Raw genomic sequence first — 15,388 nt, forward strand, 5'->3', positions numbered from 1 at the left:
CACTGACTCAACGAAGTCCAGAGCCGGACGACGAGCTGTGGGGTTGCCGAACGAATTGGTTCAGCTACTCGACGCGCACCGCAGCCGCCAAGTGAAGGAGCGCGGGCGCGCGGCTCAACTGTGGACGGACGGCGACTGGATCTTCGCCACCGAAACAGGGGCCCCGATCAACCCACGTACCGACTGGAGCCATTGGAAGCAGTTGCTGATCCAGGCCGGAATTCGTGACGGACGGCTTCACGATGCCAGGCACACCGCGGCGACCGTCTTGCTCCTGCTCGGCGTCGACCAGCGGTCCATGATGGGCATCATGGGCTGGTCCAACCCGGCCATGGCCACCCGCTACGCCCACATGGTCGAACCGATCCGGCAGGACATCGCCGCCAGGCTCAGCGGCCTTCTCTGGCAGTCCAACGTAGGGACCGAGAAGTCTGGTTTGAGGTCGCCAATTGAGACTAAAATTGAGACTAGGCGCGAATCAGCCCCTCGACCGGGGATCCGGCGAGGGGCTGATCTGTGCTCATAATGGCGGTGGCGGTGGGATTTGAACCCACGGTGGAGTCTCCCCCACACACGCTTTCGAGGCGTGCTCCTTAGGCCGCTCGGACACGCCACCGCCGGGAAGGTTACCCGAGCCGCCGGGCGGCGAAGAAATCGAGGAGCAGCTGGGCGCACTCCTGCTCGCGGACGCCGCCGACGACCTCGACCCAGTGGTTCGCCCGCCGGTCCCGGGCCAGGTCCCACACCGACCCGCACGCCCCCGCCTTGGGGTCCCACGCCCCGAAGACCACGGTCGGCACCCGCGCGAGGAGCATTGCGCCGGAGCACATCACGCACGGCTCCAGCGTGACGACCAGCGTGCAACCGGTCAGGCGCCAGGACTTCTGCCCCGAGCCTCGACCGGTATGCCTCGCCGCAGCCCGCAGCGCCAGCACCTCGGCGTGGCCGGTCGGGTCCCCCAACGCTTCACGGACGTTGGCGCCCTCACCGACGACCTCCCCGGCCGCGTCGACGACCACGGCACCGACGGGTACGTCCCCCGCCGCGCCGGCCGCGGCGGCCAGTTCCAGCGGGCGAGCCATCCACGAGGCATACCGGTGGTCGACGGCGAGCTCGAGCGGCGGCGGATCCGGGGGCACGCGCTAAGTTTCCCGCATGCGCGTTCACGTGGCCGACCACCGGCTGATCTCGCACAAGCTGACCTACCTGCGCGACAAGCGCACCGACTCCCCGACCTTCCGGCGCCTGGTCGACGAGCTGGTGACCTTGCTCGCGTACGAGGCCACCCGCGACGTTCGGGTCGAGCCGTTCGACATCGAGACCCCGGTCGCGCCGACGACCGGCATCAAGCTCGCCCGTCCCAAACCGCTCGTCGTCCCCATCCTGCGGGCCGGGCTCGGGATGCTCGACGGGATGGTGCGGCTGCTGCCGACGGCGGAGGTCGGATTTCTCGGGATGATGCGCAACGAGCAGACGCTGGAGGCGATCACGTATGCCAACCGGCTTCCCGACGACCTGTCGGGCCGGCAGTGCTACGTCCTCGACCCCATGCTCGCCACCGGAGGCACCCTCGCCATGGCGATCCACTACCTCGTCGACCGCGGCGCCGACGACATCACCGCGATCACCCTGCTCGCGGCGCCCGAGGGGATCGCCCACATCGAGCGGGAGCTGAGCGGGCTGCAGGTCCCCGTCAACCTCGTCACCGGGGCCGTCGACGAGCGCCTCGACGAGCAGGGCTACATCGTCCCCGGCCTCGGCGACGCCGGCGACCGGCTCTACGGGCTGGTCTGAGCAGCCGACCGGTATGCTGGGCGGCGTGGCACTCCCGTCACAGGGGTCACGTGCGGCACACTGTCGCCCAGGGTGCGTTCGGCACCTGCGCACCGACCAAGGAGCCGGACGATGACCCGAGTCAGGAAGATCCTGGGCTGGGTGCTGCTCATCTTCCTTGTCTACGCCATCATCAAGTCTCCGGCACAGGCCGCCGACATCGTGCGAACCGCGTTCGACATCATCGCCCAGGGCGTCCAGGCCATCGGCAGCTTCTTCGACGCTCTGCTGCGGCGCTGACCCGGACCTCGGCGCGAGCTGACCGGCATACGGGACGACCTCACCATGGCACCACGGGCTCGACACTCAGCATCGACATCGACTGCTCGGCGCGACCAACCAGTCGGGCTGCAACGGTTCCTGCTACCTGACGAAAAGGTGGTCGTGGCGGTCCACCAGCACTGGAGCCGGATCGCCGGTCCCATCGCGCTCGCGCTCGCCGGGCTCGTGGTAGTGCTCTTCCTCGACGCGCGAGTGACGTACCCCAACAGCGTGTTCATGCGCGCCTTGTGGGTCCTTTGGCTCGGGCTCCTCGGCTGGACGGTCTGGCAGCTGTCCGAATGGCGGTCCGACTGGTTCCTCGCGACGGACAAGCGGCTGCTGCTGCGCTACGGCCTGTTGACCCGCAAGGTCGCCATGATGCCGTTGAGCAAGGTCACCGATATGTCCTACAACCGGTCGGTGCCGGGGCGGGTCTTCGGCTACGGACGTTTCGTGCTCGAGAGCGCCGGCCAGGACCAGGCGCTGCGCACGATCGAGTGGGTACCGCGGCCGGACGAGACCTACCGGATCATCTGCGCCGAGATCTTCGGGGTCGTCGCCGAGGACGACCTGACCCCGGGCGACGGAGCCACGGCCGGCGGGAGCGACGGCGAGGACGGGTCTGGGGACAGCTTCGGCTCGGACGGGGGGCCACCACCACGCAGCCCGCTGCCCACGCCGATCTCCAGTCCGCTCGGTAGCGTGCCGGTCTCTCCCGTCGAAGTGAACCCGTCCCACTCGCGAGCGATCCCGCTGCACCGTGACCCTCGCGTCACCCCGTCGGGCACCACCAGCGGCGAGATCATCTACAGCAGTGACGGTGAGCGCCGGCGGCGCCGCGAGGCCGAGACGGGCCCCTTGGTCGGCCCGAGCGGGACCCCCCCACGCCGTCGCTCTCGCTGGTCGGACGACGACTGATCCCTGGTCGCTAGGACCCGCAGCTCAGAGCGCCTTGATGATGTCCTCGACACGTTCCTTCGCGTCGCCGAACAGCATCTGGCTGTTCTCCCGGAAGAACAACGGGTTCTGCACCCCGGCGTAGCCCGCCGCCATGGACCGTTTGAACACGACGACGTCCTTGGCGTTCCAGACCTGGAGCACCGGCATACCGGCGATGGGTGAGGTCGGGTCCTCCGCCGCCGCGGGGTTGACCGTGTCGTTGGCCCCGATGACGAGCACGACGTCGGTGGCCGGGAAGTCGTCGTTGACCTCGTCCATCTCGAGCACGATGTCATAGGGGACCTTGGCCTCGGCCAGCAACACGTTCATGTGCCCGGGCAGCCGGCCCGCCACCGGGTGGATCCCGAACCGGACGTCGATGCCCCGCTCGCGCAGCCGGCGGGTGAGGTCGGCCACGGGGTACTGCGCCTGGGCGACCGCCATACCGTAGCCGGGCGTGATGACCACCGACGACGCCTCACGCAGCAGGTCGGCCACGTCCGCGGCGGACGTCTCGCGGTGCTCGCCGTAGTCCGTGTCGTCCGAGGAGGCGACCGCGCCCGACCCGAAACCGCCCGCGATGACCGAGACGAAGGACCGGTTCATCGCCTGGCACATGATGTAGGACAGGTAGGCACCGGAGGACCCCACCAGCGCGCCGGTGACGATGAGCAGGTCGTTGCCGAGCATGAACCCGGCGGCCGCCGCGGCCCATCCGGAGTACGAGTTGAGCATCGAGACGACGACGGGCATGTCGCCCCCCCCGATGGACGCGACCAGGTGCCAGCCGAAGACCAAGGCGATCGCCGTCATGAGGAGCAGTGCCGCCGCGGAACCGTCCGAGGTGACGAACCAGACAAGCAGCGCAACCGTCACGATCAGCGCCACGAGGTTCATCAGGTGCCGGGCGGGGAGCATGAGCGGCTTGGAGGGGATCCGAGCACTCAGCTTGAGGAAGGCCACCACCGAACCGGTGAGCGTGACGGCCCCGATGAATACGCCGAGGAACACCTCGACGAGGTGGACCGCACCGTTCTCCAGCGGTTCCAGCCACGAGCTGTAGCCGACCAGCACCGCTGCCAGGCCGACGAAGCTGTGCAGCATGGCGATCAGCTGCGGCATCCCGGTCATCTCGACACGCAGCGCCCGCCACACGCCCACGGCGCCGCCGGCGACCATCGGCACCAGGATCAGCACGACGGCCAGCGGAGTCGAGCCGCCCGTGTCGTCCACCGACCGCAGGACCAGGCCGACGGTGGCGATGAGCGCGAGACCCATCCCGATCATGCCGAACGTGTTGCCGGACTTGGCCGTCTCGTGTCGCGACAGCCCGGCGAGGCTCGCGACGAACAGCAACGCCGCGACGATGTATGCGGCGGAGGCCAGCCCGACGACGTTGGGGGCGCTCATGGCTCAAGCCCTCCTGAACATCTTGAGCATCCGCCGGGTCACGGTGAACCCGCCGAAGATGTTGATGCTCGCGACGAGGATCCCGACCACAGCCAGCACGCTGACCAGTATCGATCCGGTGCCGATCTGGACGAGGGCGCCGACGACGATGATCCCGCTGATCGCGTTCGTCACCGACATCAACGGCGTGTGCAGGGCGTGGTGGACGTTGGTGATGACGTAGAACCCGACGACGCAGGCCAGCGCGAACACCGTGAAGTGCCCGAGGAACGACGCCGGCGAGTATGCCGCCACGAGACCGAGCAGCAGCGCGCCCACGACCATGCCGGCATACCGGCGCCTCGGGTCGGGGGGCGCCTTGGCGACGACAACCGGCCGGGCTGCCGGAGCGACGGAGGGGGTCGCCGAGACCTGGACCGGAGGCGGTGGCCACATCAGCTCGCCATCCCTGACGACGGTCATGCCCCGGACCACCTGGTCCTGCATGTCGAGGACCGGCACCCCGTCCTTGGCCGGGGTGAGCAGCTTGAGGAGGTTGACCAGGTTCGTCGCGAACAGCTGGGAGGCCTGGGTGGGGAGCCGCCCGGGAAGGTCGGTGTAGCCGATGACCCGCACCGCATTGTCCGTGAGGACCAGCTCGTCCTTGACGGTGAGCTCACAGTTGCCACCGTTGGCGGCGGCCATGTCGACGATGACGCTCCCGGGCTTCATCGAGGCGACCATGTCAGCGGTGATGAGGCGCGGGGCGGGACGACCGGGGATGAGCGCGGTGGTGATGATGATGTCGACCTCGGCGGCCTGCGCGGCGTAGAGCTCGGCAGCTCGGCGGTCGAAGTCCTCCGACGTCGCCTTCGCGTAGCCGTCTGAGCTCGCCTCAGCCTCTCCCTCGGTGCGCTCCACCCGCAGGAACTCCGCCCCCATCGACTCGACCTGCTCGCCAACCTCAGGCCGGGCGTCGAACGCCCGGACGATGGCCCCGAGGCTGCCTGCGGTCCCGACGGCGGCCAGGCCCGCGACGCCGGCGCCGATGACCAGAACCTTCGCCGGAGGCACCTTGCCCGCAGCGGTCACCTGACCAGTGAACAGGCTGCCGAACTCGTGTGCGGCTTCGATGACAGCGCGGTAGCCGGCGATATTGGCCATCGAGCTGAGGACGTCGAGGCTCTGCGCCCTCGAGATGCGGGGCACCGCGTCCATGGCGAGGACGGTGATCCGCCGGGCGGCCAACCGCGCAACGAGGTCGGGGTCCAGCGCGGGGCTGACCAGGCTCGCGAGGATGGCGCCATCGTGCAGCTCGGCGATTTCGGGATCGGTGGGCGGGTTGATCTTGAGAACGACGTCGCTGCCCCACGCCTCGGCGCCCGTGACGACCCGCGCACCCGCGGTCTCGAAGGCCGCGTCGGAGAAGCTGGCACGCGTACCGGCTCCGGCCTGGACGACCACCTCGTAGCCGAGCCCGCGCAGCTGCTCGACCGTCTTCGGCGTCGCCGCGACGCGGGTCTCGCCGCCGCGCGACTCCGCGGGCACACCGATCTGCATCTTTGCTCCCGTCGGATGACTCAGCTGCCTCGGGCGATCAGCCCGGCACCGCGGTGAGGCTATCCAACGGCCACGGCGAGCGTGTCAGGAGTCCAGACAGGCTGGAGGCCCGCGAGACAGGGGACACATCGCGGGCCTTCAGCTGACCGGGGATCGGGCATCGTTGACGCCTCAACAACCTCAGGGTAGCCGACGCGGCCGTTGCCGGTAGGAAAACCGGGTAGGCACCCACCGTCAGGCGCCGATGACGCCGTGTATGAGCGACCACCTCGCTCATGCCGCACGACTGCGCGCACGTTGGTCGCCACGCGAGCACCGTGCGCGATGCTCGGCACTCGACCAACCTGCCCGCATCCGTGCCAGGTGAGCGTGCCTGCTCAGGTTCCTCGGGTGAGGAGCCGTCCACGCGGCGGTGCGGCGACGTCGACTGGTCTGCCGCGCAGCCACGTGCTGCGAACGACACCGTCGAGGGTCCGCCCGGCGTAGGGGGTGATGGCGTTCTTGTGGTGCAGCCGGTCGGCGTCGACGACCCAGGTGTCGTCTGGCGCGAAGACGCAGAAGTCGGCGTCCGCACCGACGGCAATGCGGCCCTTGGTCGGGAGGCCGACGAAGTCGGCGGGGCCGCTCGCCATCCAGCGCACGACGTCGGTCAGGTCGAACCCGCGGTGCCGTGCCTGCGTCCACACTGCGGAGAGGCCGATCTGGAGCGACGAGATGCCGCCCCAGGCGCCAGCGAAGTCGCCACTGTCGAGCAGCTTCAGATCGATGGTCGACGGCGAATGGTCGGACACGACGATGTCGATCGTCCCGTCGCGCAAGCCTTCCCACAGCAGGTCCCGGTTGGACGACTCACGGATCGGCGGGCAGCACTTGTACTGCGTTGCGCCTGCAGGGATCTCCTCCGCAGTGAAGGTCAGGTAGTGAGGGCAGGTCTCGGCCGAGATGCGGATGCCGTCAGCCTCAGCCGCGGCAATAGTCGGCAGGGCGTCGGAGCTGGACACGTGCAGGACGTGGACGCGGCAGCCGGTCTCACGAGACTGCGCGATGACGTGCTCGATGGCGCGGTTCTCGGCATCGCGCGGGCGGGACGCCAGGAAGCCACCGTAGTCGGGTCCGTGCGCCTCGGGTGCGTGCTCGATCTCGTCTGGGTCTTCGGCGTGGACGATGAGCAGCCCGTCGAACGAGGCGATCTCACGCATCGCCTCCTCGACCTGCGGGGGCTCGAGATGCGGGAACTCGTCGACGCCCGAGTGGACGAGGAAGCACTTGAACCCGAACACCCCAGCCTCGTGAAGCCCGGCCAGGTCGGCGGCGTTGCCCGGCACCGCGCCACCCCAGAACCCGACGTCGACCCAGGTCTGCCCGTCCGCCGTTGTGCGCTTGACCTCTAGCGCCGCGACGTCGACGGTCGGCGGAATGCTGTTGAGTGGCATGTCGACGATGGTCGTCACGCCACCGGCGGCCGCAGCGCGGGTCGCGCTCGTGAAACCCTCCCAATGGGTGCGGCCGGGGTCGTTGACGTGGACGTGCGAGTCGACCAGTCCGGGCAGCAGCACCTCGTCGGGCCCGAGCTCCATGTTCTCGGTGCCGATCAGGTCGGCACCAGCTGTCTCGACCGCCACCACCTCCCCGTCCCGCACGCCCACCACGACGGCACGCTCGCCATTGGGTAGCACCGCTCGTTGCGCCCGGATCACCATGTCGAACTCGGTCATGGAGTCGCTCCCTTCGGTGTATCGACTGCATCGTCGCTTCGGGTCGTCTTGTGTGCCAACCGATCTCGCGCAACTCGCTCACCCAGCTGTTCGAGCAGAGCCGCCGCATGAGTGAAGCAGCGCCGAATGTCCGGTTCGATGTCGGCGAGAGCATAGGCCGCGTCGATGCCTGCCTCGCGGAGCCGTTCGACGTCGAGCGTGGTGCGTCCGCATACCGCAACAACCGGTACGCCGCGGGCCGCCGCTGCGGCGGCCACGCCAGCGGGGGCCTTACCGTTCAGGGTCTGCTCGTCCAGCGAGCCCTCTCCGGTGATGACGAGGTCGTCCGGGCCGAGGTGCGCGAGCGCGGCGTCGAACCCGACGAGCTCGAGCAGAAGGTCGATCCCGGAGCGTACGCGAGCACCCAGGACTCCCACGAGGCCGAACCCCACTCCGCCGGCGGCACCTGCTCCCGGGTGGTGGCGGTCGTCGCGTCCGGTGACCTCCTCGACCACGTCCGCCCAATGCGCCAGCGCCGCGTCGAGCCGCTCGACGTCATCGGGGGAGGCGCCCTTCTGCGGGCCGTAGACCGCGGCTGCCCCACGCTCGCCGAGGAGTGGGTTGTCGACGTCCGAGGCCACAGTGACGTTCACCGACTCCAGCCGGCTGCGCAAAGCGCCCAGGTCGACCCGGTCCAGGCGTTCGAGCGCCGCTCCTCCGCCTGGCAGCTGCTCGCCCTCGGCGTCCAGCAGGCTCGCCCCGAGAGCCGCGACCAGCCCCGCGCCACCGTCGGTGCTGGCGCTACCGCCGATGCCGACCACGAGCTGGGTGCACCCTGCGTCGATGGCAGCCGCCATGACCTCACCGAGCCCTCGGCTGGTGGCGGTGAGCGGCTGACGCACCCCGCCGGGCAGGCGTACCAGCCCTGCCACGTCGGCCATCTCGATGACCGCCGTGTCGCCGCGACGTGCGTATGCCGTCTGGACCGGCTCCCCCGTGGGCCCACTGGCCGTCACCGGAACCCGCTCGAACCCGGCCGACACCGCGGCGTCAACGGTGCCGTCTCCACCGTCTGCGACGGGCACCGAGACGATCGGCACACTCGACACCCGGCGGATGCCGGCGCTCACCGCCGCCGCCACCTGGGCGGCGGTGAGCGAGCCCTTGAACTTGTCGGACGCGACGAGGACGGTAGTCACAGCAGTCCGCCCTCAGTCCAGCATGGAGATCGCTGTCGGGGCGTCCACACCGCGCTCCGCGAGCTCCTCGAACTCCACGACGCCGTCGATCTCGGTCCCCATCGACACGTTGGTGACACGCTCGAGAATCACCTCGACGACGACCGGCACCTGAAACTCGACGAGCAGCTTCTTGGCCTGCTCGAGCGCAGGGAGAATCTCGTCCGGTTCGAAGACGCGAATTGCCTTGCAGCCCAGGCCTTCAGCGACTTTGACGTGGTCCACCCCGTAGCCGTTGAGCTCGGGAGCGTTGATGTTGTCGAAGGACAGCTGCACGCAGTAGTCCATCTCGAACCCGCGCTGAGACTGCCGGATCAGCCCGAGGTAGGCGTTGTTCACGACGATGTGGATGTAGGGGATCTTGAACTGGGCGCCGACCGCGAGCTCCTCGATGAGGAACTGGAAGTCGTAGTCCCCGGAGAGCGCGACGACCGTGGTGTCCGGGGTCGCGGTGGCGACGCCGAGCGCGGCCGGAAGCGTCCACCCCAACGGACCCGCCTGACCGGCGTTGATCCAGTGCCTCGACTCGTAGACGTGCAGCAGCTGGGCCGCCTGGATCTGCGACAGGCCGATCGTCGAGACGAACGTCGTGTCCGGGCCGAAGGCCGTGTTCATCTCCTGGTAGACCCGCTGCGGCTTGATCGGCGTGACGTCGAAGCTCGTCTTGCGCTGCAGGGTGCCCTTACGCTGCTGGCAGCTCTTCGCCCACACCCCGAAGTCGGGCAGCCGTGCGTCGTCCTTCATCTGTCTGGCGACCTCGACGAACACTCGCAGCGCCTCACCGGCGTCGGAGACGATGCCGAGGTCGGGCGAGAAGACCCGGCCGATCTGGGTCGGCTCGATGTCGACGTGCACGAAGGTACGACCCTTGGTGTAGACGTCGACGCTTCCGGTATGCCGGTTCGCCCACCGGTTGCCGATCCCGAGGACGAAGTCGGACTCGAGCATCGTCGCGTTGCCGTAACGGTGCGAGGTCTGTAGTCCGACCATCCCGGCGTGCAGCTCGTGGTCGTCGGGGATGGTGCCCCAACCCATCAGGGTAGGTACGACTGGAACCCCGGTGACCTCGGCAAGCTCGACGAGCAGGTCGGCGGCGTCGGCGTTGACGATCCCACCGCCAGCGACGATGAGCGGGTGCTCTGTTGCGGCGAGCATGGTCAGCGCCTTCTCGGCCTGGCCGCGGGTCGCAGCCGGCTTGACCACCGGCAGCGGCTCGTATGCGTCGATGTCGAACTCGATCTGGGCCATCTGCACGTCGATGGGCAGGTCGATCAGGACCGGCCCGGGACGGCCCGAGCGCATCAGCTGGAACGCCTTCTGGAAGGTCCCCGGGATCTGGCCGGGTTCCATCACGGTGACGGCCCACTTCGCGACCGGCGCCGCGATCGAGGCGATGTCGACGGCCTGGAAGTCCTCCTTGTGCAGCTTCGCCACGGGCGCCTGCCCGGTGAGGCAGAGGATCGGGATGGAGTCGGCCGACGCGGAGTACAGACCGGTGATCATGTCGGTGCCCGCGGGGCCGGAGGTGCCGACGCAGACTCCGATGTTGCCCGCCTTCGCGCGGGTGTACCCCTCCGCCATGTGCGAGGCCGCCTCGACGTGCCGGGCGAGTACGTGCTTGAGCCCCCCGTGCGCCCGGACTGCACTGTAGAAGGGGTTGATGGCTGCGCCGGGCAGTCCGAACAGCTGGGTCGCACCCTCCTTCTCGAGGATGAGGACCGCGGCGTCGGCGGTGCGCATACGGGTCATGGTTTGTGTCCTTGAGTGTGAGGTGATGCCGGAACAGGGAAAGGAGGGGTAAGCCGGTCAGCTCTGGTCGAGCGAACCGCTGAGACGTTCGACGCCGCGCAGCAGCGCGGAGTGGTCGAGAGCGCCGTCGCCGTTCGCGCGGGCCGACGCCATCAGCTGGGCGACGATCGCGGCGAGCGGGACGACCACGCCGGCCTCGCGGGCGGCAGAGGTGACGATGCCGAGGTCCTTGTGGTGCAGGTCGATCCGGAAGCCCGGCTCAAACGAGTCGGTGAGCATGTTCTGCTTCTTCTGGTCCAGCACCTTGGACCCGGCGAGCCCACCGCCGAGCACCTCGAGGGCCGCCTCGAGGTCGACGCCGTAGGCCTTGAGGAAGACGACCGCCTCTGCGAGTGCCTGGATGTTGGCAGCCACGATGAGCTGGTTGGCCGCCTTGACGGTCTGGCCGGAACCGCTCCCGCCGACGTGGACGACGGTTTTGCCGACGGTCTCGAGGACCGGCCGGGCCTCCTCGACGTCGGCGGCGTCACCGCCGACCATGATCGACAGGGCCGCGTTCTTGGCACCCGCCTCGCCACCGGAGACGGGGGCGTCGATGAGTCGGAAACCGCGCTCCTTGGCCTGCTTGGCCAGCTCGACGGTCGCGTCCGGCCGGATGCTGGAGAAGTCGATGATCAACGTGCCCGGCTTGGCGCTGTCGAACACGCCACCCTCACCGGCCAACACGTCGCGCACGTCGGGAGAGTCGGGGACCATGACGCAGACGATGTCCGCGTCGGCGACGGCGCCCGCGATGGACTCCGAGCCCGTGCCGCCGGCGGCCTCGAGCTCGTCGTACTTGGGGGACCGGTTGAACCCGGTCACCGTGTGGCCGGCGTTGGCAAGGTGCACGGACATGGGGCTGCCCATGATGCCGAGGCCGATGAAGGCGAGGTTGGTCATCGTCGAGTCTCCTTGGTGGTGAATGCTGTCGGGCTGGGCGAGCTTGTCGGGCTCAGTGGTCTCAGTGGTCTCAGTGGCCTAAGTGGTCTCAGTGGGCCGCGCTGGCGGCGGCACGCCGTTCGCGGGGGAGCCAGCCGAGGCTGTCGAGGGTCGTGGTGGTGGGCTTGTACTCCAGGCCGACGTAGCCGGCATACCCCGCCGTGTGCAGGTCAGCCAGCCAGCGTTCTAGAGGCAGGTTGCCCGAGCCAGGCTCGCCACGGCCGGGGGCGTCGGCGATCTGGACGTGCGCGACGGCCGCCGCGTGTGTCGCGATCGCAGCGTCCACGTCGTCGCCGTTGTTGGCCAGGTGGAACAGGTCGCAGAGGAAGCCGACGTTGGGGGCGCCCGCCGCCTGCACCCGTTCGACGATGGCGATCACGTCGTCGGCCGTGCGCAGTGGGTAGGGCTTCGGCCCGCTGACCGGCTCGACCAGCACCGTCGCGCCGAGCCGGCCCGCGGCCGTGGCCGCGAGCGCCAGGTTCTCGGTGCCGAGCTCGTCCTGCTGCTGAGGCGTCGCGTCCTCGACCCGGTTGCCGTAGAGCGCGTTGAACGCTTTGGTGCCCAGCCGTTCCCCGATGCCGAGCGTCACCTCGAGGTTGTCGCGGAACTGCTGCGAGCGGGACGGGATCGACAGCACGCCGCAGTCGGCACCGGCGAGGTCCCCGGCGAAGAAGTTGAGGCCCGCGAGGTGCACACCCGCCGCCTGAACCGCCCCGACGAAGGCGTCGACATCGGCGTCGCCCGGAACCGGCTGGTCGGGCCATGGCCACCAGAACTCGACCGTGTCGAAACCGGCTGCCATGGCCGCCTCGGGCCGCTCGAGCAGCGGTAGCTCGGTGAACAGCATCGAGCAGTTGGCGAGGTACGGGAGGTTTTGCACGGTCATGAGACGTTCTCGACTTTCACGATGCGGAATATCGTTTTTGTATTACGGAAATGAGTATGCCGGACCGACGACCCGGTCGTCAACCGGAGGACGGCGCTCACGAGTCCCCTCCGGCGGCACCCGTTGTCCCCGCCGTGACGTCGAGGAGTCGGTAGCGCTGCGCCGCCTCCGCGGCGATCGACGGATCGACCTGCCCGGCGTCCCCGAGCATCTGCAGCGCCCTGACGACCATGGAGTGCACGTCGATGTGGAACCAGCGCCGGGCGGCGGCCCGGGTGTCGGAGAACCCGTGACCGTCGGCCCCCAAGGTGGCGAAGGCGTTCGGGAGGAACTGGCGGATCTGGTCCGGCACCTCCGACGCGAAGTCGGTGGAGGCGACGATCGGGCCCATACTCCCCGCCAGCTTCTGGGTGACGTAGGCGGTCCGGGACTCGCCTTCCGGGTGCAGGAAGCGGTCGCGCTCGGCCGCGAGAGCGTCCCGCCGGAGCTCGGTCCACGAGGTGACCGACCAGACGTCGGCCACCACGCCCCAGTCCTCACGAAGGAGCTTAGCCGCCTGCAGCGCCCAGGGCACCGAGACGCCGGAACCCATGAGCTGGCACCGCGGTCCGTCCCCCTCACCCGTCGCGATCCGGTGCAGCCCGCGCACGATGCCGTCGATGTCGACGTCGTCGGGCTCGGCCGGCTGCTGCATCGGCTCGTTGTAGACGGTGAGGTAGTACATGACGTTGGCGTCGGTGGAGTCGGCCCCGTACATCTGGTGCAGCCCCGCCTGAACGATGTGAGCGATCTCGTAGCCGTAGGCGGGGTCGTAGACCTTCATGGCCGGGTTGGTCGCAGCCAGCACCGGCGAATGACCGTCGGCGTGCTGCAGCCCCTCGCCCGTGAGCGTGGTCCGCCCGGCGGTGGCGCCGATGATGAACCCCCGCGCCATCTGGTCCATCGCCGCCCACATCGCATCGCCGGTGCGCTGGAAGCCGAACATGGAGTAGAAGATGTACACCGGGATCATCGGCTCGCCGTGGGTGGCGTAGGACGTACCGGCGGCGGTGAACGCCGCCATCGACCCGGCCTCGTTGATCCCCGTGTGCAGGATCTGGCCCTTCTCCGACTCCTTGTACGCCAGCAGCAGGCTGCGGTCCACCGCGGTGTACTGCTGACCCTGGGGGTTGTAGATCTTAGCGGTCGGGAAGAACGAGTCCATTCCGAAGGTCCTCGCCTCGTCCGGGATGATCGGCACGATCCGCGAGCCGATGCCTTTGTCTCGCATCAGGTCTCGCAACAGACGGACGAACGCCATCGTGGTCGCCGCCTGCTGTTTACCCGAGCCCTTGCGGGCGATGTCGAAGACCTTCGGCTCCGGCAGTGTCAGCTGGCGTGGCCGGTTGCGGCGTTCCGGCACGAAGCCGCCGAGGTCGCGGCGGCGTTCTCGCAGATAGGCGATCTCCGGAGCATCCGGGCCGGGCGAGTAGTACGGGACGGCGTAGACGTCGGCGTCGATCTGGGCGTCCGTGACCGGCACCTGCAGCAGGTCGCGGAACAGCTTCAGGTCCGGGGCCGTCAGCTTCTTCATCTGGTGGGTCGCGTTGCGAGCCTCGAAGCTCGCTCCGAGGCCGTAGCCCTTGACCGTCTTGGCCAGGACCACCGTGGGCTTACCGCTGTCGTTACCCGCCGTCGCTGCGTGATAGGCCGCATACACCTTGTGGTAGTCGTGCCCACCGCGCTTGAGCCGCCAGATCTGGTCGTCGTTCATCCCGGCGACTAGTGCGCTGGTCGCCGGGGAGCGCCCGAAGAAGTGCTCCCGGATATAGGCGCCCGACTCACCCTTGTAGGTCTGGTAGTCCCCGTCCAGGGTCTCGTTCATGACCCGCACGAGGTCGCCTCCGGTGTCCGCAGCCAACAACGGATCCCATTCACGGCCCCACAGGACCTTCACGACGTTCCAGCCCGCGCCGCGGAAGAAGGCCTCGAGCTCCTGGACGATCTTGCCGTTGCCGCGGACGGGTCCGTCGAGCCGCTGCAGGTTGCAGTTGACCACGAAGGTGAGGTTGTCGAGCCCGTCGTTGGCCGCCAGCTGCAGCAGCCCCCGGGACTCCGGTTCGTCCATCTCGCCGTCGCCCAGGAAGGCCCAGACGTGCTGCTCCGAGGTGTCCTTGATGCCGCGGCCCTGCAGATAGCGGTTGAACTGGGCCTGGTAGATGGCGTTCATGGGACCGATGCCCATCGAGACCGTGGGGAACTGCCAGAAGCTCGGCATCAGACGCGGGTGCGGGTAGGACGACATCCCGTGCGGGGCCTGCGACTTCTCCTGCCGGAAGCCGTCCAGGTCTGCCTCCGTCAGCCGGCCCTCGAGGAACCCACGGGCGTACATCCCGGGCGACGCGTGACCCTGGAAGAAGACCTGGTCGCCGCCACCCGGGTGGTCCGGACCCCGGAAGAAGTGGTTCAGCCCCACTTCGTAGAGGGTCGCGGCCCCCGCATAGGTCGAGATGTGCCCGCCCACACCCACGTCCGGGCGCTGGGCCCGCTGGACGAGCACCGCGGCGTTCCAGCGCAACAGCCGCCGGTAGGCACGCTCGAGGTGCTCGTCCCCGGGATAGACCGGCTCCTGATCGACACCGACGGTGTTGATGTAGTCGGTCGTCACCGACTCCCGCCCGTCCAGTCCCGAGCCGGTGGCGAGCTCGTCGAGAGACCTCAGAACGGCGGCCGCCGTCCCGCGCCCCCGGACGCGCAGGAGCTGCTCGAAGGACTCCGCCCACTCGGACAGCTCCTCCGGGTCGACGCCGTCCAGGCGTGGGTCGGTGGCCGGCTCGTTCGTCATCGGTCTGTCCTTCTCGTCGGAGGTCATCGGAGGT

Annotated in this window: 13 protein-coding genes and 1 tRNA gene; 4 read left to right on the forward strand and 10 right to left on the reverse strand. The window is 68.9% G+C overall.

The features are described from left to right. A partial coding sequence (locus tag ABI385_RS18090; protein ID WP_348105160.1) for a tyrosine-type recombinase/integrase occupies positions 1–526 on the forward strand: 526 nt, incomplete at its 5' end. On the opposite strand, the gene ABI385_RS18095 is transcribed toward ABI385_RS18090, so the two are convergent. After that, positions 527–616, reverse strand: a tRNA-Ser gene (locus ABI385_RS18095). It abuts the gene before it with no gap. A 10-nt stretch (positions 617–626) separates the two neighbouring features. Beyond that, positions 627–1,082, reverse strand: a complete 456-nt coding sequence (locus ABI385_RS18100) for a nucleoside deaminase (protein WP_348105215.1) — start codon at positions 1,080–1,082, stop codon at positions 627–629. Between the two features lie 73 nt (positions 1,083–1,155). On the opposite strand from ABI385_RS18100, the gene upp reads away from it, so the two are divergent. The 3 genes from upp (at position 1,156) to ABI385_RS18115 (ending at position 3,012) form a co-directional block, all read left to right on the forward strand. Continuing rightward, a complete protein-coding gene (gene upp / locus ABI385_RS18105) occupies positions 1,156–1,794 on the forward strand; it encodes a uracil phosphoribosyltransferase (protein WP_348105161.1) in 639 nt (212 codons plus the stop codon). 111 nt (positions 1,795–1,905) lie between these two features. Next, a complete protein-coding gene (locus ABI385_RS18110; RefSeq protein ID WP_348105162.1) occupies positions 1,906–2,073 on the forward strand; it encodes a hypothetical protein in 168 nt (55 codons plus the stop codon). 144 nt (positions 2,074–2,217) lie between these two features. Then, positions 2,218–3,012: a PH domain-containing protein gene (locus ABI385_RS18115; RefSeq protein ID WP_348105163.1), complete on the forward strand. Its 795-nt coding sequence runs from the start codon at positions 2,218–2,220 to the stop codon at positions 3,010–3,012. Positions 3,013–3,036: 24 nt separating this feature from the next. Here the strand turns inward: ABI385_RS18115 and pntB are convergent, their stop codons facing one another. The 8 genes from pntB to aceE all read right to left on the reverse strand — a co-directional run bounded on the left by pntB (position 3,037) and on the right by aceE (position 15,354). Next, complete coding sequence (pntB, locus tag ABI385_RS18120; protein WP_348105164.1) at positions 3,037–4,443, reverse strand: Re/Si-specific NAD(P)(+) transhydrogenase subunit beta; 1,407 nt, start codon at positions 4,441–4,443, stop codon at positions 3,037–3,039. Positions 4,444–4,446: 3 nt separating this feature from the next. Beyond that, positions 4,447–5,982, reverse strand: coding sequence for a Re/Si-specific NAD(P)(+) transhydrogenase subunit alpha (locus tag ABI385_RS18125; RefSeq protein WP_348105165.1), 1,536 nt, complete (start codon positions 5,980–5,982; stop codon positions 4,447–4,449). A 377-nt stretch (positions 5,983–6,359) separates the two neighbouring features. Then, entirely contained in the window at positions 6,360–7,697 is a 1,338-nt protein-coding gene (gene allB, locus ABI385_RS18130) for an allantoinase AllB (RefSeq protein WP_348105166.1), read from the reverse strand. Then, positions 7,694–8,875, reverse strand: coding sequence for a glycerate kinase (locus ABI385_RS18135; protein ID WP_348105167.1), 1,182 nt, complete (start codon positions 8,873–8,875; stop codon positions 7,694–7,696). The genes allB and ABI385_RS18135 overlap by 4 nt, the downstream gene beginning before the upstream one ends. A 12-nt stretch (positions 8,876–8,887) precedes the next feature. Further along, positions 8,888–10,663, reverse strand: a complete 1,776-nt coding sequence (gcl, locus tag ABI385_RS18140; RefSeq protein WP_348105168.1) for a glyoxylate carboligase — start codon at positions 10,661–10,663, stop codon at positions 8,888–8,890. A gap of 57 nt (positions 10,664–10,720) precedes the next feature. Continuing rightward, complete coding sequence (locus ABI385_RS18145) at positions 10,721–11,605, reverse strand: 2-hydroxy-3-oxopropionate reductase (RefSeq protein WP_348105169.1); 885 nt, start codon at positions 11,603–11,605, stop codon at positions 10,721–10,723. 88 nt (positions 11,606–11,693) lie between these two features. Further along, complete coding sequence (locus tag ABI385_RS18150; protein WP_348105170.1) at positions 11,694–12,530, reverse strand: TIM barrel protein; 837 nt, start codon at positions 12,528–12,530, stop codon at positions 11,694–11,696. Between the two features lie 97 nt (positions 12,531–12,627). Continuing rightward, entirely contained in the window at positions 12,628–15,354 is a 2,727-nt protein-coding gene (aceE, locus tag ABI385_RS18155) for a pyruvate dehydrogenase (acetyl-transferring), homodimeric type (RefSeq protein ID WP_348105171.1), read from the reverse strand. Between the last annotated feature and the right edge of the window lie 34 nt (positions 15,355–15,388).

Source organism: Lapillicoccus sp., from assembly GCF_039935575.1.
Classification (GTDB): domain Bacteria; phylum Actinomycetota; class Actinomycetes; order Actinomycetales; family Dermatophilaceae; genus Lapillicoccus.